8 protein-coding genes are annotated in these 21,456 nt (G+C 65.9%); 4 read left to right on the top strand and 4 right to left on the bottom strand.

The genetic code is table 11. The features are described 5' to 3' along the window. Nucleotides 1–6 precede the first annotated feature (6 nt). The 4 genes from EN786_RS08925 to EN786_RS08910 all read right to left on the bottom strand — a co-directional run bounded on the left by EN786_RS08925 (nucleotide 7) and on the right by EN786_RS08910 (nucleotide 11,169). Nucleotides 7–1,041, bottom strand: a complete 1,035-nt coding sequence (locus EN786_RS08925; RefSeq protein ID WP_127311412.1) for an ABC transporter permease — start codon at nucleotides 1,039–1,041, stop codon at nucleotides 7–9. Between the two features lie 224 nt (nucleotides 1,042–1,265). Continuing rightward, nucleotides 1,266–2,918 carry an ABC transporter substrate-binding protein gene (locus tag EN786_RS08920; protein ID WP_127286725.1) on the bottom strand — a complete coding sequence of 551 codons (1,653 nt, stop codon included), beginning with the start codon at nucleotides 2,916–2,918 and terminating at the stop codon, nucleotides 1,266–1,268. A gap of 272 nt (nucleotides 2,919–3,190) precedes the next feature. Beyond that, nucleotides 3,191–9,241, bottom strand: coding sequence for a translocation/assembly module TamB domain-containing protein (locus tag EN786_RS08915; protein ID WP_135908228.1), 6,051 nt, complete (start codon nucleotides 9,239–9,241; stop codon nucleotides 3,191–3,193). After that, nucleotides 9,241–11,169 (bottom strand): autotransporter assembly complex family protein, encoded by a 1,929-nt coding sequence (locus tag EN786_RS08910; protein ID WP_135908226.1) that lies wholly within the window; start codon nucleotides 11,167–11,169, stop codon nucleotides 9,241–9,243. The genes EN786_RS08915 and EN786_RS08910 overlap by 1 nt, the downstream gene beginning before the upstream one ends. 279 nt (nucleotides 11,170–11,448) lie before the next feature. Here EN786_RS08910 and EN786_RS08905 point away from each other — a divergent pair, with 279 nt between their 5' ends. The 4 genes from EN786_RS08905 (at nucleotide 11,449) to EN786_RS08885 (ending at nucleotide 21,421) form a co-directional block, all read left to right on the top strand. Continuing rightward, the gene (locus EN786_RS08905) at nucleotides 11,449–16,929 is read left to right on the top strand and encodes an alpha-2-macroglobulin family protein (protein ID WP_135908223.1); all 5,481 of its coding nucleotides are present in this window, start codon (nucleotides 11,449–11,451) and stop codon (nucleotides 16,927–16,929) included. A 205-nt stretch (nucleotides 16,930–17,134) separates the two neighbouring features. Continuing rightward, nucleotides 17,135–19,225 carry a penicillin-binding protein 1C gene (gene pbpC, locus EN786_RS08895; protein ID WP_245494830.1) on the top strand — a complete coding sequence of 697 codons (2,091 nt, stop codon included), beginning with the start codon at nucleotides 17,135–17,137 and terminating at the stop codon, nucleotides 19,223–19,225. Between the two features lie 184 nt (nucleotides 19,226–19,409). Then, nucleotides 19,410–20,162, top strand: a complete 753-nt coding sequence (locus EN786_RS08890) for a M15 family metallopeptidase (RefSeq protein ID WP_127286393.1) — start codon at nucleotides 19,410–19,412, stop codon at nucleotides 20,160–20,162. Nucleotides 20,163–20,392: 230 nt separating this feature from the next. After that, nucleotides 20,393–21,421, top strand: a complete 1,029-nt coding sequence (locus tag EN786_RS08885) for a sulfate ABC transporter substrate-binding protein (protein WP_127286392.1) — start codon at nucleotides 20,393–20,395, stop codon at nucleotides 21,419–21,421. Nucleotides 21,422–21,456: the final 35 nt, after the last annotated feature.

The following is a 21,456-nucleotide window of genomic DNA, read 5'->3' as shown; positions in this document are numbered from 1 at the left end:
CGCCCCCTACTGAACTCTGATGCGCGGATTGAGAAACGCGTAGCCGACATCGGAGATGAGCTGCGTGATCAAGACGATGAACACCGAGACCAGCGAGCAGCCGAGCAGAAGGTCGATGTCGTTGTTGCCGGCAGCCTCCACCAGCGTGTAGCCGAAGCCCTGGTAGCGGAACATCACCTCGACGATGACGACGCCGGTGAGCAGCCAGGGGAATTGCAGCATGATGACGGTGAACGGCGCGATCAGCGCGTTGCGCAGCGCGTGCTTGACTACCACGCTGCCGAAGGAGAGGCCCTTGAGGCGAGCCGTGCGGATATATTGCTGCGTCATCACCTCGACCATCGAGGCGCGGGTCATGCGGGCAATGTAACCGATGCCGTAGATCGCCAGCGTCATCACAGGCAGCGTGAAATTATAGAAGGTGATGCCTTGGCTAGCCGAGGCGGCCGAGCCGTTCAGCCAGCCGAGCCAGGACGCGAAGATGACGGTGAAGATGACGCCGGAAACATATTCCGGCGTCGCCGTCGATGCGATCGAGGCGACCGACAGCGTGCGGTCGGTGCGCGAGCCCTCGCGCATGCCGGCCAGGATGCCGATCAAGAGCGAGATCGGCACCATCACCGCAAGCACGCATAACATCAGGATGCCGGTGGCGCTGAGCGCCGGAAACAGCTTCGAAGCCACGGTCGTCTTGAACTTGGTCGAACAGCCGAAATCGCCCTGCAGCACGCCGGAGAATGTCGGCTCGACCGGATCGTTGCAGAAGGCGAAACGCTGCGTCGGCTTGCCCGTCGCCGGGTCGGTCACCGGCTGCTTGGGCAGCACGCCCAGCCACTGGCCATAGCGGACGAAGAAATTCTGCCGGTAGCCGTGGTTGACCAGCCAGTCCTCGAGCTGCTCGGCAGATGTGTGCATTTCGGTCTGGCTGATCGCCAGCTTCTTCAGGTTCGGGTTGAGATTGATCAGGAAGAAGACGATCAGTGTCAGGCACAGCATCGTCAATGCCATCGTGCCAAGACGCCTGAGGATGAAAGAAAGCATGGCGGCCCCCTGCCGGTCTGGTTGGGGTTGGAGCCTGTCTGCGAACCAGATCGGCCTCTAGCGGCCGGGCTGCCTTTCAAACGGACCCTCGGATGCGATCAACCCTGTTTTTCGTTGCACGCCGTTGCCGGATGAATCCACGCCGTCTCAAGGCGCCGGCTTCCGGTTCCTGCATTGTGCGGGGAGTGAGGGGAAGGGGCAAGCCCCTTCCCCAATCGGTCCGATCACGCCTGGTCGAGCCAGACCTTGCCATAGTCGCGTTCGAAGGTCGGGTGCATCTTGTAGTTCTGCACCGCCTTGACCGAGTGGCTGTAGAGCTTGCGCCAGTAGGGCTGGATGATGACGCCGGAATCCTGCAGGATCTGCTCGATGTCCTTCATCATCTCCTTGCGCTTGGCGGCGTCGGCGACGGCCAGCGCGGCATTGAGCTTGGCATCCCAGTCGGCGTTCGCAAAGGCCGTCTCGTTCCACGCCTCGCCGGAGCGGTAGCCGATCGCGAGCACCTGGACGCCGAGCGGACGCATGTTCCAGTTGGTCATTGACAGCGGATACTTGGTCCAGTCGTTCCAGAAGGTCGAGCCCGGCAGCACCGTGCGCTTCACCTTGATGCCGGCGTCGCGCATCTGCGCGGCGATCGCATCGCCGGTGTTCTTGTGCCAGTCCTCGTCGACCGTGATCAGCTCATGCTCGAAGTCGGCCTGGCCGGCTTCCGCCAGCAGTGCCTTGGCCTTGGCCGGATCGCGCGCCACCTTTGCCAGCTCGAAGTATTCCGGATGGATCTGGCAGACGTGATGGTTCTCGGCGACCGTGCCCGCATTGCCGTAGCCGAGCTGGAGGACGACATTGTTGTCGACCGCGAGCTGCAGCGCGTTGCGGACCTTCTGGTTGTCGTACGGCTTGTTGTTGACGTTGGTGCGGCACACGATCGTCGACGCCGTCACCACTTCCGACTTCACCAGGTCCATGCCGTCGAGGATCGACACATAGTCGGCCGAGGTCTCGAAATTGGTGTGGACTTCGCCCGCCTCGAAGGCGCTGACCATGGCCGCCGGATCGGTGCCGTAGTCGATGAACTCGATGCCGTCGAGGAAGACTTCACCGTCCCACCACTTGTTGTCCTCGCGGCGCTTGTAGACCACCTTCTGGCCGACATCGTAGGACACGAGCTCGAACGGGCCGGTGCCGATCGGGCAGGCTTTGAAATCGCCGCCCTTCTCGTCGAAGGTCTTGTGGACGATCAGGCCCGGATAGTCGCACATGTTCGGGATCAGGGCGATGTCGGGCTTGCCGAGCTTCAGCTTGATCGTCAGGTCGTCGACCTTGGTGACGGCGCTTTCGTCCAGCTTGTCGTCCTTGACCAGGGTGCCGAGACGGCCAGGCATCGAGTTGCCTTCGGCCTTCTTGTCGGCCCAGCGCTTCAGGTTGAAGATGACGTCATCGGCGGTGAAGGCATCGCCGTTCGACCAGGTCACGCCCTTGCGCACATGCAGCGTGTACTCGGTGGCGTCGTCGTTCACGTCCCAGCTTTCCAGCAGATAGGGGCGGAACGTATATTCGGTGGTGTACTTGACCAGCGGCTCGAGCGCCTGGCGCTCGGCATTGGCGATTTCCGACCAGTCGGCCTTGCGCGGATCCTTAGGATCCTTGATCCACTGCGCGACCTTCAGCGTGCCGCCCTTCTTGCCCTGCACGTCCTCGGCCCTTGCCGGGGTCGGATCGGCGAGGCCGAGCATGCCGTAGGCCATCGCCGTGGTGGCGCCGAAGACGCTGGCGAGCGCCAGGAATTCGCGGCGGTCCACCTTGCCTGCCTTGGCTTCTTCGGCCATGGCCAGGATGTGATCCGGAACGCGGTCACCGTTAGATTTGTAGATTGCCATGATTAACTCCCATTGTTGGCTTTCCGCCTTGTAACATTCCGCATCCGGACCGTGATGTCAAAGACGGTCTGGACTGGGAACATGTTGGCGAATGTGCAACTTTGGAAGGAGGGCGGTTCGCGCGATAGCGACAGTCTTGACGCAAATTTGCTACTGCGTCGCAGATTTCATTCGAATATGCGCAAACGAATAAACTGAGACATTCAAGCGGCATAGGACAGCGCCAGCCGCCTGCTGCGATAGCGCCAAAGGCTGCCCTTCCTGCTCCCGCTTCAGTATTCGCGCTCGTAGAAGATGCCGCCCTTGGCTTCGCCGGCATCGGTGGCCTCGCCACGCAGCTTGACGCCGCGCCCGACATTGAGGTCGATCGCCGCCTTGCCGGAACCCGGCTTGTCGCCCTTCTGGATCGTCACATAGGTGCGGTCGTTGAGGTATTTGCCGGCCGAGACGGCGGTGCCGCCCTTCTCGTCGGTGGTCACGTCGAGGTCGTCGACGCCGATCGCGCTGCGCAGGTTCTCGAGCAGCGAGGTCGAGCCGCCGACGCCGGCCAGTTGCGCGGCGGCCTCCGCCAGCTGCGCGATCTGCAGCGGCGACAGGTTCGACATCGAGCGGCCGAAGATCAGCTGCGCCAGCACCTCGTCCTCCGGCAGCGCCGGAACCGAGGAGAAGGTGAATTTCGGGTTAGTCGCCTCGCCCGACACGACGATGGTGACGGTGGCGCTGCTCGTCGTCGTGGTCGCCGTCAGGTTGAGATAAGGCACCAGCGAACCGGAGAAGCCGACCGTGCCTTCGGTGAAGGTCAGCCGCTTGGCGAGGATCGACAGCCGCCCGCGCTGCAGGGTGAAGGTGCCGACCGCATGCGGCGAGGATGCCAGGCCGGTCAGCTTGAGCGAGCCGCCAAGCTCGGCGTCGACGCCCCGCCCCTGGATGAAGATCTGGTTCGGCGCATTGACGGTGACGTCAAGGGCAAGACCGCCGCCGCCGCTGCTGCCGCTGGCTGAAGCCGGGCGCAGCGCCTTGTCCTGTGCGCGCACCGCGGCCGGCGCGCCCTTGTGCTTGACGTTGAGCGCCGCCAGCGAGCCCGGCAGCTTCTCGGGAACGGTGATGACGGTCTTGGCCAGGTTGATGGTGCCCGCGACCACCGGCGCCGAGACGAGCGGCCCCTTGATGGTCAGGTCGCCGCCGAGATTGGCGGTCACCACCCGGCCGTCCGTGTAGCGGCCGTCGGTGAGCTTGACCGAAAGATCGGCCGGGAACCCTTGCGCCGGATTGATGCCGACCGTGCCGCTGGCCGACAGGCTGCCGCGCGTCGACAGCGTGCCGGTCAGGCGATTGATCCTGGCCACGCCGGAGCCGATCGAGACGTCGGCGGCGATATCGTTGACGGCAAGGCCGGAGCGCGCGTCGACCAGCCGGGCGCCCGACGTGTTGACCGTGCCGCCGATGACCGGCGACGTCGCCGGGCCGCGCACCTGGACATTGACGTTGGCGGTGCCGCTCAGCGACAGGCCCTGCGCGGCGAGCTTGGCGGCAAGGAAGGAGAACGGCACCTTGCCGGAGAAGTCGAGCACCAGCGCCGGCGTGCCCGCCGTCGTCACCGAGCCGCCGCCCTTCAGGCCAAGCCCTGCGCCGTCGCTGATGTTGGCGTCGAAGGTGAGTTTCTTGCCGGCGAACGTTCCCGACGAGGAAATGTTCATGCCGCCGAGGCCGGCGCTCCGCGTCTGCGCGGTCTGCACGCCGCCGGCGTCGATCTTGAAGGCAACCGACGGATTGGCCGGCGCGCCGGTCACCTTGACCGTACCGGAGATGGAACCTGCAGCATCGAGGCCGCGCGAAAAACTGTTGGCGAGCGAAGCCGGCACCTTGGCCAGCGCGGCATTGATATCGAGCGCCTGTCCGACCTTGCCGGTCACAGTCGCGGTGCCGCCGCCGAGATTGAGCACCAGCCTGTCCAGGCTCGTCGTGCCGTTGGCGATACTGACCGTCGAGGCCTGCGCGATCGCCGCCTTGATGCCTTGCACGGTCGCCTGACCTGAGGCGAGCTCGATGGTCGTGGTGCCATTCGCCACCCTCACCCGCCCGGCGGCCTTGGCCGGAATATCCTTGACGGTGGCGCCGCCGGAAAAGCCGGTCCAGTCGCCGTCGCGCTTCAGGTCGACATTGATGCCGCTGACCTCGGTGCCGCCCGAAGTGACGCTGTCGGCGCGGACCTTGCCGGAGATCACCGGGGCGGCCAGGTAATTGGCGACCAGCGCGTCAATGGCGACATTCCTGGCCGAGAGGTCGCCACGCGAAATCGCGGCGGTCGTCGCCTTGACGGTGACGTTGGGGCCGTTGGCCGTCTTGGTGAAGGCGATGGTGCCGCGCACGTCGCCTTCGGCCTTTTCCAGCGCCAGCGCCGCCAGCGGGCCGATATCGGGCAGGTCGAGCGCGATGGTGCCGGCCGGCACGAAGGCCTCGTCAAGCGCGAGGTCGCCGGAGATCCTGTTCTTGCCGAGCGAAAGGAGCAGCCCGTTGATCGCGCTCTTGCCATCGGTTGTCGCCAGCACCGCGCTGCCTTGCAGTGCCTGTCCGGCGACATTGCCGGTCAGTTGCACATTCGCGGCCGGGTTGGCGGCATCGGCCTTGCCGGTGGCGGTCAGCTTCAGCCCGGTGATCTCGCGCGCCGCTACCGAAAGCCGGTCGCTGTCCACCGTCAACGACAGGTCCGGCGCCAGGCTTGGCCCTTGCGCATTGAGCGCGAAGGCAATCGCGCCCTTGGCGTCCTTCGACAGCAGCGAGATATCGGCCAGCGCGCCCTTGATGTCGGCGCTGAGCTTGTTGTCGGCGAGGCTGGCTTGCCCGTCGGCCGTCAACGCGCCGGAGGCAAGCTTGACCGGATTGATGGTGACGCCGCCATGGGTATCCCGCTTCAGCGTGGCGCTGAGCTGCGTCCGCTCGGCCAGCACGCCGCGCGCGGCCGCCGGCAAAGCCGCCGAGAGGGCGTCCGCCTTAAGGTTGAGGTCGATGGCGCCATCGGCGAACGACACGCGGCCGTTGAAGGCGCTGTCCAGCGCCGCGCCCTGCACCGAGCCGCTGTCGATCGTGATCGCGTCGGCGGCAAGGGTGCCGGCGACCTTGGCGGTGATCTTGCCCGCGATCAGCGGCGCGACCGTCGGATTGTCGAGCCCGATCGTCTCCACCGTCACTGTGCCGGAAATCGGTCCCGTGCGGCTCTTAACATCGAAGGCATCGGAATGCAGCGCCAGCGTGATGCCTTCCGACTTGGTGAAATTCGTGGTGACCGAAGGCAGCGCGGCCGAGATGTCGAGCTTCGGCTGGGTGCCCTGCCCGGCCGCCTTCACGGACAGCGCCTGCAATCCAAGCTTGATCGGGCTTTCCGCACTGCCGAACGACAGCGGCAGGCTGGGACCCGTCGAGACAAGGTCGAGGGCGAAATCGCTGGCGCCGTTCGGATTGATGGTGCCGGAAGCCTTGCCGGAAATCTTCTCGCCGGAAAGCATCGCCTGATCGAGGACGATACCGCCCGCAGTGGTGAAGCTTCCCATCGCATTGAGGCTGAGCGGCCCAAGCCCCGCCTGGCGGGTCTGGCTGGTCTCGCCGCCGGTCAACTTGGCATTGAAGCGGACGTCCGGATTTGCCGCCGGGCCGGTGACTTCGGCCGTGCCGTCGAGCGTGCCCGCGGCGTCGAGGCCGGGCGAGAAATCGTTGGCAAGGGCGGCCGGCAGCGCCGAGACCGTGGCCGCGAGGTCGAGCGTCTGGCCAGCCTTGCCGGAAAGCGTCACCGAACCGCCGCCAAGATCGAGCACCAGCCTTTCGATGCTGGTCACGCCATTGGCGATGGTGAGGTTCGACGGTCCGGCGATCGCCGCCTTGATGCCGCGAACGGTGGCTTCGCCCGAGGCGATCTCGACATTAGTGGTGCCGTTCGCGATCTTGACCCGGCCGGCGGCGGTGGCCGGAATGCCGGCAATCGTGGCGCCGCCGCTGAAATTGGTCCAGTCGCCGTCGCGCTTCAGGTCGACGCCGATGCCGCTGACGACGGTGGTCCCCGATGTCACGCTGTCGGCCTTGATCGTACCCGAGATCGCCGGGCTCTTGAGATAGTTGGCGATCAGCGCGTTGACCGTAATCGTCTTCGCCGCCACGTCGCCGCGCGCGATCGAGCCACTGGCGGCATTGATGGTGACGGTCGGCGCCTCGCCTTCCTTGGCGAGGACGATGGTGCCATTGATGTCGCCGGTCACCGTTTGACCGCCAAGCGCCGCCAGCGGCGCAATGTCAGGCACCGCCAGCGTCAGCGTTCCTTGCGGCAGCAAATGATCATCCAGCGCAAGGTCGCCGGAGACCTTGTTGTCGCCGAGCGCCAGGCTGAGCCCCTTGATCGAGCGTTTGCCCTCGCTGGTCACCAGCGACGCCCTTATGTCCAGCGCCTGCTCCTCGACGGCGCCGGTAAGTGCGATGTCGGCCTGGGGGCTGGCGATGTCGGCCTTGCCCTTCGCCGAAAGCTTGACGTCCTTCACCGTGCGCCCGGCCGCCGTCAGGCTGGCGCTGTCGGCCGAGACCGAAAAGTCCGGCGCGAAGCGCGGGCCGCTCGCGGTCAGGGTGAAATTGATCCCGCCGGCGAGCGGCGTGCCGGCCAGCGAAGACAGCGCCGAGACGTCGCCCAGCGTTCCCTTGACGTCGGCCTGGATGTCCGAGCCTTGCGCGCTGGCGGTGCCGCTGGCGCTGAGCGAGCCGGAGGTCAGCGACAGCGAATTGGCGGCAAACGCCCCTTGCGGATCGCGGGTGGCGGCCGCCGAGAACGTGACGCGCTCGCCCAGCACCGAGCGGATCTGCGGCGGCAGCGCGCTCGACACCGCGTCGGCATTCATCTTCAGCTTCATCGCCAGGTCGGTGAGCGAAACCGTCGCCGTCAGCGAGGCATTCAGCGCATCGCTGCGTAATGTGCCCTCGTCGAGGGAAATCTCCTGCTTGCTGATCTTGCCGGCGAGATCGGCGACGAGCTTGCCGGTCACCAGCGGCTCCAGTGTCGCCACGTCGGTCTTGAGGCCGCCGGCCGCGAGTTTGATGGATATCGGGCCGCTGCGGTCCTCTATGTCGAAGCCGTCGGAATGGATCGCGGCTGTGAGATCGTTGAGCTGTGTGCCGCCCGCCGCCACCGACACCAGCGAAGCGCCGATATCGACCATCGGCGCCTTGCCGTCGCCGAAGGCGCGGACGGTGGCGTTCCTGACCGCCACCGTGACCGGCTGCGCCTTGGTGCCGACGTCGAGCACCACGGGCTCGCCCTTGGCGGCGAATTCGACCGACAGGTCGCTGGCGCCCTTGGGATCAACGGAACCGGCGGCGGCGCTGTGCACGGAGCCGCTCTCGACCACCGCCCGCTCGATGTCGACGCCGCCGCTGGGGGTCGCGATGCCGGCAAGATCAAAGCTGGTCTTGCCGGCAAACAACGGCTTCAGCTTTTCGGGCAGGAAGCGCTCGAAATCGCCGTCGCCCTTGGCCTCCACCATATGTCCCTTGTCGGTGAGCTGGTGGCGTCCGGTGAGCTGGGTGACGATCTGGCCGTCGACGACGAACGTGCCGATGCCGCTCCAGTTGGCCAGCGGTCCTGTGCCGGAGACGACGATCTCGACCGGCGGTTGGCCCGGCAGCTGGAGCAGATTGGCGATGATACCGCCGGCCGGCTCCGATGCCTTGAGATCGAGGTCGAGCTTGTTGTCGGCGGGAGCGAAATGCAGCTTGGCGTCGACATTGCCTTGCTTGCCGTCGTGGCGGATGACGTTGAGAACCGTATCGACCGAGAGCGGCGCGGCTTCGGCCTTGACGGATCCCTTGGCGGCAAGTTCGGCGATGCCGCTGCCGGCCAGCGCCTCGCCCAGCGCGATCTCCGGCAGGTCTATCTGCTTCACGTCGATCGAAACCGGCAGCGATGTCGTGCCGCTGTCCGCCGGCTGATTGCTTGCCACTGGCAGCCGGGCCAGCTCGATCCGCTCGGCAGCGAGGCGCTCGGCGCTGAAATTCTTCGACAGAAGCGCCAGCGGCGACCAGTCGAGCGCCACCTTGCGCGCCACCAGCCAGGGCCCGCCGCGGTCTTCGACCACGACATGGTCGAGCCTGAGCGCGCCGGACCAGATGCCGTCTATGCCGCTGACGGTGACCTTGCGCTCGTCGCTCGACGCCAGATTCGAGATCATGCCCGCGAGATTGTCGCGCCCGCGCTCGGTCTTGGTCAGCACGACCAGCGCGCCGACCACCGCCGCCACCACGACGAGCAGCGTGTAGAGAACAATGCGAAGGATGCGCCGGAACGTCTTCATCAGAAGGCCTGACCGATGCCGGCATAGATGCCGAAATGCGGGTCGCCCGGACCGCGGTTGAGCGGCACCGCCGCATCGACACGCAGCGGCCCGAACGGTGTAAGATAGCGCACGCCGACGCCGGCGCCGACCTTCATGTCGGAAAAGTCCGGAAACGACTTCGTCGACACGGTACCGGCGTCGACGAACGGCACGATGCCGATCGTGTCGGTGACGGCGATGCGCATCTCGACCGAAGTCTCGAAGAACGACAGCCCGCCGATCGGCTGTCCGTCGATGTCCTTGGGGCCGATGCCCTGATAGGCATAGCCGCGCACCGAGCCGCCGCCGCCGGAATAGAAACGCCGGTCGGCCGGAACGTTTTGCAGCCCGGTGCCGACGATGGAACCGATGGTGGCGCGTTCGGCGAGAACGAATTTGCTCGCCGTGTCGAGCGACTGATAGGCCGACCCTTCGCCCTTCAGTTTGAGGAACGTCGCGCCGTTCAATAGGTCGTAGCTGGGCTCGGCATAGGCCAGCACGCGGAAGCCGCTGGTCGGGTTGAGCCGGTTGTCCCTGCCGTCATAGACATATTGCAGGGGAACGCTGGCGATCAGATAGGTGTGCTTGCCGAAGGTGTCGGTGATCCGTGAATAGTCGAGGGCGAATTCCGCCGAAACCCTCTGCTTCTTGTCCAGATCATAGGAGACGCCCATGTTGCCCTTGACCGAGAAATGGTCGTAGGCGTCGGGATGCTCGAACACCGTCTTCACGCCAGTGAAGAATTTCGATGACGGCCCGAGCACGCCCGGTTTCTCGAACATGATGCCGGCATTGTAGTTGAGCTCGCCGAGATCGTTGCTGCCGATGCCGCTGATGGCGCCCTCGATGCGCAGCTTTTCGGCGCGGCCAAACAGGTTGCGGTGACCCCAATAGCCCTCCAACCCAAGCCCTTCCGTGTTGGAGACGGTGCCGCCAAGCCCGAAATAACGCGGTTTGCGCTCGCTGACCTGGACGTTGATCGGGATATTGCCCTCGGCGTCGAGGCTTTCGCCTTCCTTCATCGTCACGCTGTTGAACACTTCCAGCCCGAGCAGCCGGTCGCGCGCGTCGTCGATCTCGTCGGGCGAATATTGGCGGCCGCGCTTCAGCCCGGTCATGTATTCGGTGAAGTCGCGATCGACCTTCTCGGTGCCCTCGACCGTGGTGTCGCCATAGCCGGCGACCGGGCCGGCCGCGACCGTCAGCGTCACGTCGAGCGTCGAGGTGGCGTGCTCGGCGACGATCTGGCGGTCCGTGATCGTCGCCAGCGGCCGCCCCTCCTGCTTGAGTGCCCGCACGATCAGCGCTTCGGCCTTGAGCACGGCGCCCGACCCGGCATCGCCGCCGGCGATCAGGCCGAAATCGGCGCTGGCGAGCCCCGCGGCGTCACCTTCGAGCCTGATGTTGCCGAGGGTGAATTTCGGCCCGGCGACGATGGAAATGGCCACCGGGATCGGTTGCGGCCCCTTAAACTCGGCGTCGGGCGGCAGGTCGTCGAGCGGCTTGCCTTCGATGGTTATGGTGACGACGCCTTCGTAGCGGGCGTCGGCATAGAGGGCGGCGACCAACCCCTCGCGGTCGGCCCGCGCCTTGGCCAGCAGGCCGAGCGAGCCGGAGACCGGGCGCTCCTCGTCCGCCTTCAGCGTCGAGGCATTTTCCAGATTCTTGACCAGGTCCTTGTCCGCATCGGGCGCCTCGATGGTCACGGAATAGCGCAGCGGATCGACAATATCGGCGTCTTCGTCGCTTGAAGAGCCCCAGAGCTTGATGCCGAATATCTCGAAGGCCGTCGCCGGCCGCGATTCGACAATGAAAACAGCAGAGCAAAGCGCGGCCAGAAGCAGGGCGCGCGGAAGCCCGCGCCCTGGCGCGATCCCCCCTGACATCTGCTTTTCATGCGCCGGCATTAAGACAACCTAGTCGACAAAACTAAAATTGGAATGAAGTTCTGAAACGCTCGTAAAGGGGCCACAATCCAATTGTCTGAAATAGACAGGGCTTGGAATTCACACCTTTTGCGTCTTCGCAAGATTGCGTGATCCCCTGTCCTATGGAGGTTCTGTCGAAATACCGGCCTTTGGCCGGCATGGAAACCGTTGGCGGGTGCGAACCTGCCGAGCTCCGGCGTTGACAAGCTCGACTGAAGCTTGATCATGCCGGAACGCTGGCGATGTCTGGAGGGTGATGTGGCAATGCGCGCGGCTCGTGGTATCTCGTTCCTGGTCCTTCTCTTTTTCGCCTTCAGCGGCGTCGCGCAAGCGGCCGAAGCCCGGCGGATCGTGACGACGGACAATTCCGACTATTTCGGGTTCGACCTCAGGTCCGACCAGAATGTCAGCCTCGACCAATGCAAGACGACATGTCTCGGCGACCCCGCCTGCCGGGCCTTCACCTACAACACCAAGGCCAAATGGTGCTTTCTCAAATCCGACTATAACCAGCTTAAACCCTTCAACGGCGCCATTGCCGGCAAGGTCGCCAATGTCGATGGCGATCCCGATATCGGCGCACCGCCGGAACTGGCTTTTTTCCCCAGCTGGATGGCCGACCAGGCGCAGCAGTACCGCAACAAGCTGACGGATCCGGCCTATGACAAGCCGACCGAAGGGCTGGCGGCGCTGCAGGCCGCAGCCGAGCAGGCGCAGCTTACCGGCGACCATCGCCTGGCCATGCAGAAATACGAGGCCGCGGCTACGGTGCTACCCGATGACGGCCATCTCTGGCTCGAGCTGGCGCGCGAGACGCTTGCCGTGCAGCCGGCCTCCAACACCTCCGAATCGTCGACCTTGCCGACAAACGGCACGTCCGCCGCCTTCAACGCCTACAAGCTGCTGCGCACCACCAAGACGCGCGCCGAAGCGCTCGCACTGCTCGGCGCCGGTCTCGACCGCCGCGATCTCTACCGGCCGTCGCTGCAGGCTTATGAAGCGAGCCTCGCGCTGGTCAGTTCACCTTCGGTGCAGGCCGATTATGCCGACCTCAAGGCCCGCAAGGGCTTCCGCGTCATCGATCACACGGTCGATGCCGACACCAGCGCGCCGCGCATCTGCGCGCAATTCTCCGAGGATCTGGTCAAGACCGGTGTCGACTATTCGCAGTTCGTCACCGTCGACAACGCCGCCCCCAAGGGCGTTGAAGCCAAGGACAAGCAGATCTGCGTCGAAGGGCTGGAGCATGGCCAGCACTATGAGGTGACCTTCCGCGCCGGCCTGCCGGCCGCTATCGGCGAGGTGACCAGCGCGCCTGTGGTGCTGTCGATCTATGTCCAGGATCGCGCGCCTTCCGCCCGCTTCACCGGCGACAGCTTCGTGCTGCCGGCGGGCGCGCGCCGCGGCATACCGGTCGTCACCGTCAACATGAACGCCGCCAAGATGAAGCTTTACCGCATCGGCGACCGTTCGCTGGCGCAGCTTCTGTCCGGCTACCAGTTCCTGAAGCAGCTCGACGGCTACGACCTTTCCAACATTTCCGACCAGATGGGTTCGCCGGTCTGGGAAGGCCAGCTCGACATCGCCAACGACCTCAGCAAGGAGGTCACCACCTCCTTCCCGGTCGACGAAGCGCTGCCGCAGCGCAAGCCCGGCGTCTATGTGCTGACCGCCCAGGCTGTCGACGACCACAGCGACGAGTATGATTCGCGTGCAACGCAGTGGTTCGTCGTCTCCGACATTGGGCTCTCCACCTATACCGGCCAGGACGGGCTGAACGTCTTTGCCCGCTCGCTTGGAAGCGCCAAGCCGATCGCCGGCGCCGAACTGACGCTGCTCGCGCGCAACAACGAGATCCTCGGCACCGCCACCACCGACGCCGAGGGCCGTGCCGTCTTCAACCCCGGCCTGACGCGCGGCGAAGGCGGCATGGTGCCGGCCGTGCTGATGGCCAAGCAGGGCGACAACGACTTCGTCTTCCTCGACATGGGCCGGGCCGGCTTCGACCTGTCCGACCGTGGCGTCACCGGACGTCCGGCGCCCGGCGCGCTCGACGTCTATGCCTGGACCGAGCGCGGCATCTACCGCGTCGGCGAGGACGTGCATGTCGCGGCCCTTGCCCGCGACGGCGCCGCCAAGGCGGTCGAGAACCTGCCGCTGACCTTCATCTTCACCCGCCCCGACGGCGTCGAGGACCGCCGCATCGTCAGCGACGGCGCCTCCGCCGGCGGCCATGCCGTCGACCTGCCGCTCGAGCCAAACGCCATGCGCGGCACCTGGACGGTGTCGATCCATACCGATCCCAAGCAGGCCGCCGTCGCCAGCCAGATGTTCCTGGTCGAAGACTTCGTGCCGGATCGCATCGAGTTCGACCTCTCCGCCGACAAGAAGGAGATCGCGCAGGGCGAAACCGCCAACGTCACCGTCGACGGCCGCTTCCTTTATGGCGCGCCGGCCGCCGGACTGGCGCTCGAAGGCGAATTGACGCTGTCGACGGCCCGCGACTGGGACCGCTTCAAGGGCTATTCCTTCGGCCTCGCCGACGAGCAGTCGGCCGAACCTTCGGTGACGCCGCTCGCCGGCCTGCCGGTGGTCGGCGACGATGGCAAGGCGACCTTCCCGGTCGCCGTCGACCAGTTGCCCTCGACCACCAAGCTGGTCGACGCCAAGGTCACCGTCCGCATGCGCGAAACCGGCGGCCGCGCCGTCGAGCGCTCGCTCAACATCGGCATCCGCCCGCAGGGCCACATGATCGGCATCCGTCCGGATTTCGAGAACGACGAGGTGCCGCAGGGCGGCACGGCGAAGTTCAGCCTGATCGCCGTCGACCCCGACGGCAAGCGCGAGGCGCTGAAGGGCGCGCTGTGGTCGCTTGTAAAGGTCGAGCGCAATTACCAGTGGTACCGCTCAAACAACTCATGGAATTACGAGCCGGTCACCTTCACCAAATCGGTGGCCAACGGTCAGGTCGATCTTGCCGCCGGTGGCGAGGCGACCGTGTCGCTGCCGGTCGACTGGGGCCGCTACCGGCTCGAGGTCGAGACGGCTGATCCCGAGGGTCCGGCGACCAGCTATGAATTCGATGGCGGCTGGTATGTCAGCTCCACCACCACCGAAACCCCCGACGGCCTCGAGGTCGCCCTCGACAAGGACACCTACGCCGCAGGCGAAGTGGCCAAGCTCAAGGTCTCGCCGCATTTTGCCGGCGAACTGCTGGTCACCATCGGCGCCGACAAATTGCTGAAGACCGTTACCGCAAGCGTACCGGCCGGCGGCGGCACCGTCGACATCCCGGTCGGCGACGACTGGGGCGCCGGCGCCTATGTCACGGCGACGCTGTTCCGGCCGGGCGACGCGCAGGAGACGCGCATGCCGGCCCGCGCCATCGGCGTCAAATGGCTGACGGTCGACCCGGGCTCGAAGAAGCTCGCCGTCACCTTGACGCCGCCCGAGAAGGCAATGCCGCGCCAGCAACTGTCGATCCCGGTCGCGGTGGCGGGCGTCCAGCCTGGCAGCAATGCCTATGTGATGGTTGCCGCCGTCGATGTCGGCATCCTCAACCTGACCAACTACAAGGCGCCCGATCCGGAGAACTGGTTCTTCGGCCAGCGCATGCTGGGGCTTGAGATCCGCGACCTCTACGGCCGCCTGATCGACGGCTCGCTCGGCACCACCGGCAAGCTGCGCACCGGCGGCGACGGCGCCGCCTTGCAGGCGCAGGGCAGCCCGCCGACCGAAAAGCTGGTCGCCTTCTTCTCCGGTCCCGTCCAACTCGACGCCGACGGCAAGGCCAGGATCGATTTCGACATCCCGCAGTTCAATGGCACCGTGCGCGTCATGACTGTTGCCTGGACCAGGGAAGCGGTCGGCCACGCTCAGGCCGATGTCATCGTCCGCGATCCGGTGGTCATCACCGCCGGCCTGCCGCGCTTCCTGGCGCCCGGCGACAACGCCGTCATGCGCCTCGACGTCGCCGATACCGACGGCCCGGCCGGCGACTACGCGCTGTCGATCGACACGACAGGCGACCTGTCGACCGGCGACAAGCCGCTGCCGGAGAAACTAACGCTCGCCCAGGGCAAGCGCCAGACGCTGACCGTGCCGCTGGTTGCCAAAACCGCCGGCAACGCCTCGATCACCGTCAAGCTCGCCCATGCCGACGGCACCGAGGTCGAGCAGACGCTCTATGTGCCGGTGCGGCCGGCGCAGCTGCCGGTCACCACCCGGCTGGTGGTCGACCTCAAGCCCAATGTCGGCGCCCTGCGCGTCGACAAGGAACTCCTGGCGGCAAGCCTGCTCGACGGCGCTTCGGTGAGCGTCGGCGTTTCGCAGGCGGCGGCCTTCGACGTGCCGTCGCTGCTTATGACGCTCGACCGCTACCCCTATGGCTGCGCCGAGCAGACCACCAGCCGCGCCCTGCCGCTGCTCTATGTCAATGAGTTGGCTTCGGGCATCGGCATGGCCAGCGATCCGGACCTGCATGGCCGCATCCAGGACGCCATCTACAAGGTGCTGAGCTACCAGGCCTCGGCCGGCAGCTTCGGCCTGTGGGGTCCCGGCTCCGGCGATCTCTGGCTCGACGCCTATGTCAGCGACTTCCTGACCCGGGCGCGCGAGCAGAAATACGACGTGCCGGCGCTGGCGATGAACCAGGCGCTGAGCAACCTGCAGAACTCGCTCGGCTATGACCAGGACGTCCAGGACCGCGGCAGCGAGATCGCCTACGCGCTCTATGTGCTGGCCCGCAACAAGAAGGCTTCGATCGGCGATCTGCGCTATTACGCCGACACCCAGCTCGAAGCCTTCACCAGCCCGATGGCCGTCGCACAGCTTGCGGCGAGCCTTGCGCTCTATGGCGACGCGCAGCGCTCGGAAGCCACCTTCCAGACCGCGCTGCGGCTGGCGAAGGGGGCCACCGAGTACGATTACTACCGCTCCGACTATGGCTCGCCGCTCCGCGACGGCGCGGCGATCCTGGCGCTGGCCGCCGAATCGAAGCCGGTGCCGACCATTGTGCCGGCGTTGATCAAGCTGGTGGCCAGGGCGCGCGCCGATGCCCGCTGGACGAGCACGCAGGACGAGTCCTGGATGCTCCTGGCGGCGCGGGCGCTGAAGGAGGGCAATGATTCCATCACGCTCTCCGTCAACGGCGCGCCGCATGCCGGCGGCTATTCCGACCGCTTCAGCGGCAGCGACATCGCCGACAGCCCGCTCACCATCGCCAACACCGGCAAGACGCCGCTGCAGGCGGTGGTCACCACGGTGGCCTCGCCGGTCGAGACGCTGCCGGCCGACGGCGACGGCTTCACCATCGATCGCACCTACTACAGGCTCGATGGCACCGAGGCCAACGTCACCGAGGTCAAGCAGAACGAACGCTATGTCGTCGTGCTCAAGGTCTACGAGCAGAACAGCTGGCCCTCGCGGCTGCTGATCACCGACCTGCTGCCGGCCGGCTTCGAGATCGACAATCCGGGCCTGGTGTCCAGCGCCCAGCTGTCGAACTTCTCCTGGCTGGCGCAGACCGACGCCGCTCATCTAGAGTTCCGCGACGACCGCTTCGTCGCGGCCTTCAACCCGAACGATGGCGACGGCGACCGCAACATCACGCTGGCCTACGTCGTGCGCGCGGTAACGCCCGGCACCTATGCCCATCCGGCAGCAACGGTGGAGGATATGTACCGGCCGCAATACTCGGCCCGCACCGCCAGCGGCATGATGGAGGTCAAGGCGCCGTAAGCGCCTTGATAGACGTGGCGATGGCGCTGCCCCTCATCCGCCTGCCGGCACCTTCTCCCCGTATAGAGACGGGGAGAAGGTGGCTGTCGCGAATTTCTCCGCCTATTCCGCACCGTTGGCGATTGGCGAAACCAACGGCAACAGCCCCTTTCTCCCCGTTTCTATACGGGGAGAAATGTCCGGCAGGACAATGAGGGGCGGCGCTATGCTTTCCAGAAAATTCCTGCGACGCAGCGCCATAGCCGCAGCTTGTTGCGTCGGCGTTGTTGCCCTTTCCACAGCCACCCTCTGGCAGCTCGACCGCGCCTATCCGCCGCCGCTGCCAGAAAAACTGGCAGTCTCCACCGAGGTGCAGGACCGCGACGGCCAGTTGCTGCGCGCCTTCGCCACGCCCGACGGCTACTGGCGGCTCGAAACCCGTCTCGACCAGGTCGACAAGCAGTTCGTCGACATGCTGGTCGCCTATGAGGACAAGCGCTTCTGGGACCATGACGGTGTCGATGTGCTGGCCCTATGCCGGGCCGCCGGCCAGTTCGTCAGCAACGGCCACATCGTCTCCGGCGGCTCGACCCTGTCGATGCAGCTTGCCCGGCTGATCGAGCCGCGCGACAGCCGCAGCCTCGGCTCCAAGATCAAGCAGATGCTGCGCGCCATCCAGATCGAGCGGCGACTTTCCAAACGCGAGATCCTCGAACGCTATCTGACGCTGGCCCCCTACGGTGGCAATCTCGAAGGCGTTCGCGCCGCCTCTCTCGCCTATTTCGGCAAGGAGCCGAAGCGGCTGACGGTCTCGGAAGCCGCTTTGCTCGTCGCCCTGCCGCAACTGCCGGAGAAGCGGCGGCCCGACCGCAACCTCGACATCGCGCATGCCGCGCGCGACCGCGTGCTGACGCGCATGGTCTCGGCCGGCCTGCTCGGCGACCGGGAAGCCGCGCGCGCTGCGCTGGACGATGTCTCCGGCCTGCGCCGCAAACTGCCGGCGCTGGCCGCGCATGCCGCCTATGCCATGCTGCCCAAGGCCGAGCCGAGCAAGCCGCTGCAACTCACCATCCGCAGGAGCGTCCAGCAAGGACTGGAACAGGTGGCGAAGGAAGCCGCCGCCAGGCTCGGCCCGAAACTTTCCGTCGCCATGGTGCTGGCCGATGCCCGCACCGGCGACATCCTCGGCGAGGTCGGTTCGGCCGATTTCTTCGACGCCAGCCGCTCCGGCTGGATCGACATGACCAGGATCGTCCGCTCGCCGGGGTCGACGCTGAAACCGTTCATCTACGGGCTCGCCTTCGAGCAGGGCCTGGTCGCACAGGAGACCATCATCGAGGACAGCCCGGCGGATTTCGCCGGCTACCGGCCGAAGAATTTCGACATGGGCTATCAGGGCGACGTCAGCATCAGGCAGGCGCTGCAGCTCTCGCTCAACGTGCCGGCGATCCGGGTGCTCGACGCGGTCGGACCGGCCAGGCTGACGGCGCGCTTCCGCCAGGCCGGCGTCAACCCGGTGCTGCCGGTCAACGAGGCGCCGGGCCTGGCGATCGGCCTCGGCGGCGTCGGTGTGACCTTGCGCGATCTCGTCCAGCTCTATACGGGCCTCGCCAATGGCGGCAAGGCGCACACGCTGCATGACGGCACCGAGCCGGCCAACGCCGAACGCACCACCGCCACCATCCTCGACGACCAGGCCAACTGGCAGATCACCGACATATTGTCGGGCGTGAAGCCGCCCGAGGGCGCCTTGCAGCGCGGCATCGCCTACAAGACCGGCACCTCCTATGGCTACCGCGACGCCTGGTCGGTCGGTTTCGACGGCCGCTATGTGCTGGGCGTCTGGGTTGGCCGCGCCGATGCCGGCGCCGTGCCTGGTCTGTCCGGATACGTCTCGGCCGCGCCGATCCTGTTCGAGGGCTTCGTCCGCTCCGGCCTCGCCACCGTTCCGCTTCCCGGCCAGCCGGCCGGCGTCCGCCGCCCGAAACGCGACGAGTTGCCGGTGACGCTGGCGCGCTTCGGCGCCGGATCGGACGGGCTGGTGCAGGCAACGCCGGCCGAGCCCGCGCCGACGATCGTCTTTCCGCCCGACGGCGCGCGCGTCGACCTCGCCGCCAATTCGGCCGACGCCTCGCCGCTGGTGCTGAAGCTGCAGGGCGGCCGCGCGCCCTTCCGCTGGCTGGCCAACGGCAAGCCGCTGTCCGGCATCGACCGGCGCCGCACCGCCACCTGGCTGCCCGACGGCGCCGGCTATTCGACGCTCACCGTGATCGACGCCGCCGGCCGCGCGGCAAGCGTGAAGGTTTTCGTTGAATAGGATGCCGCAACCGATTCAGCGGATTGCGCTTCTTGGCCGGATGTCTGGCGCGAGGCCCCCCTCTCTGGCCTGCCGGCCATCTCCCCCTCAAGGGGGGAGATTATTCGCTTCGCCACCTTCGCCAATTTTCGACCTTAGAAAGGCGGGAGCCGCGCCGAAGCCAATCTCCCCCCTTGAGGGGGAGATGCCCGGCAGGGCAGAGAGGGGGGCCTCGCGCCGACCTCTGTGGGGAGCATTCTTCGCAGCGCTTGCGCTAGCAATCGCGAGCCCTCTCTCGGCTTACGCAGATGCCCCGCCCTTCGGCTTCGTCAGGCTCGCCGATGTCGATGCGACCATTCGCCAGGACATCCGCTATGCCGGGAACAAAAACTTCCTGCGCCGCCAGGTCGACGGCTATGAGGCGCCGGTCTGCATCCTGACTAGGCAGGCGGCAAAGGCGCTTTCAAGCGTCCAGAAAGCGATCGCACAAAAGGGCCTGACTCTGGTGGTCTTCGACTGCTACCGCCCGGCGCGGGCCGTCGCCGACATGGTCGGGTGGACGCGATCGGGCGGGCCTCCGGACCCGCAATGGTACCCCTCAGTGAACCGCGGCGACCTCATCGCCAAGGGGTATATCGGCGAGCTCTCCAACCATTCGCGCGGCTCGACCGTGGATCTCGCCATTGCGCCCGTTGCTGGCGCGGCCGCTCCCCGCCCTGCCTGCGGCGCTCCCGATGCCGAAACGCTCGATTTCGCCACCGGCTTCGACTGTTTCGACCAGGCCAGCGAAACCGCCCACCATCCGCTCCCCGGCAACGCGGCGGCAAACCGCAAGCGACTGGTCGAGGCCATGCGCGGCGCCGGTTTCCGCAACTACGCCCGCGAATGGTGGCACTTCACGCTGACGGACGAGCCGTTCCCGAAGCAACGCTTCGACTTTCCCGTCACCGCGCCTTAGAGGTCCAGCCGCGAAGGCCGACCTGTCGCCGCGCAGCCTTGCCTGAGGGCGGCCCGCTCCTAGATAGCGTCGGCCCGGCGAGGAGGCGGTCTATCTAATATGAGGAAACCATTTCCCCAAGGGGCAGGCGATCGGCGAAAAATTTCTCCGATAGGCCAAAAAAGGCAACATTGAATGCATCTAAATTCTATCAATTCGCTAGAGTTCGGTCGTCATCAACGGAGGCGGAAATGACCAAACCTCATTTCAAGAAATTGCTTGGCGCGCTGGTCGCCTCATCTGTCCAGTTCGGCGCGCTCGGTTTGGCGTTCGCCGATACGACCCTTCTCAACGTGTCCTACGATCCGACGCGTGAACTCTACAAGGCCTATGACGAGGCCTTCGCCGCGCACTGGAAGGCCGAGACCGGCGAGACCGTGACCATCCAGCAGTCGCATGGCGGATCGGGCGCGCAGGCTCGCGCCGTGATCGACGGCCTCGACGCCGATGTCGTGACGCTGGCGCTCGAAGGCGACATCAACGCCATCGTCTCGAAGGCGAAGAAGATCAATCCGGACTGGCGCAAAAAGTTCGAGAACAATTCGGCCCCTTACACCTCGACCATCATCTTCCTGGTCCGCAAGGGCAACCCCAAGGGCATCCATGACTGGAACGACCTGATCAAGGACGGCGTCCAGGTGATCACGCCCAACCCGAAGACCTCCGGCGGCGCGCGCTGGAACTATCTCGCCGCCTGGGCCTATGCCAACGCCAATGACGGCGGCGACGAGGCCAAGACCAAGGAATTCATCGCCAAGCTCTACTCCCAAGTGCCGGTCCTCGACACCGGCGCGCGCGGCTCGACCGTGACCTTCGCGCAAAAGGGCCTGGGCGACGTGCTGCTGGCCTGGGAAAACGAGGCCTATCTCGCGCTCGACGAATTCGGCGCCGACAATTTCGACATCGTCTATCCGCCGACCTCGATCCTGGCCGAACCGCCTGTCGCGGTGGTCGACGCCAATGTCGACGCCAAGGGCACGCGCAAGGTCGCCGAGGCATATCTCGGCTACCTCTACTCCAAGGAGGGCCAGACGCTGATCGCCAAGAACCACTATCGTCCGGCAAAGCCCGATCTGGTGCCCGCCGAGGACCTCGCCAAACTGCCCGAGATCAAGCTGATCACCATCGACGATCCGCTTTTCGGCGGCTGGAAGAAGGCGCAGCCTTATCATTTCGGCGATGGTGGTATATTCGACCAGATTTACAAGCCTGCCCAGTGAGGCGCGACGGCCTCGCGGCCGGGACATTCACCGAC

The sequence above is a fragment of the Mesorhizobium sp. M4B.F.Ca.ET.143.01.1.1 genome, from assembly GCF_004792275.1.
GTDB lineage: Bacteria > Pseudomonadota > Alphaproteobacteria > Rhizobiales > Rhizobiaceae > Mesorhizobium > Mesorhizobium abyssinicae.
Note: the sequence above shows the minus strand (reverse complement) of the source record. Positions and strands in the feature narration are given on the sequence as shown.

Bases quoted from the DNA above. Each gene is read 5' to 3' on its own strand.
- EN786_RS08925 (WP_127311412.1), bottom strand. From the start codon at position 1,041: ATGCTTTCTTTCATCCTCAGGCGTCTTGGCACGATGGCATTGACGATG.
- EN786_RS08920 (WP_127286725.1), bottom strand. From the start codon at position 2,918: ATGGCAATCTACAAATCTAACGGTGACCGCGTTCCGGATCACATCCTG.
- EN786_RS08915 (WP_135908228.1), bottom strand. From the start codon at position 9,241: ATGAAGACGTTCCGGCGCATCCTTCGCATTGTTCTCTACACGCTGCTC.
- EN786_RS08910 (WP_135908226.1), bottom strand. From the start codon at position 11,169: ATGCCGGCGCATGAAAAGCAGATGTCAGGGGGGATCGCGCCAGGGCGC.
- pbpC (WP_245494830.1), top strand. From the start codon at position 17,135: ATGCTTTCCAGAAAATTCCTGCGACGCAGCGCCATAGCCGCAGCTTGT.
- EN786_RS08890 (WP_127286393.1), top strand. From the start codon at position 19,410: ATGCCCGGCAGGGCAGAGAGGGGGGCCTCGCGCCGACCTCTGTGGGGA.
- EN786_RS08885 (WP_127286392.1), top strand. From the start codon at position 20,393: ATGACCAAACCTCATTTCAAGAAATTGCTTGGCGCGCTGGTCGCCTCA.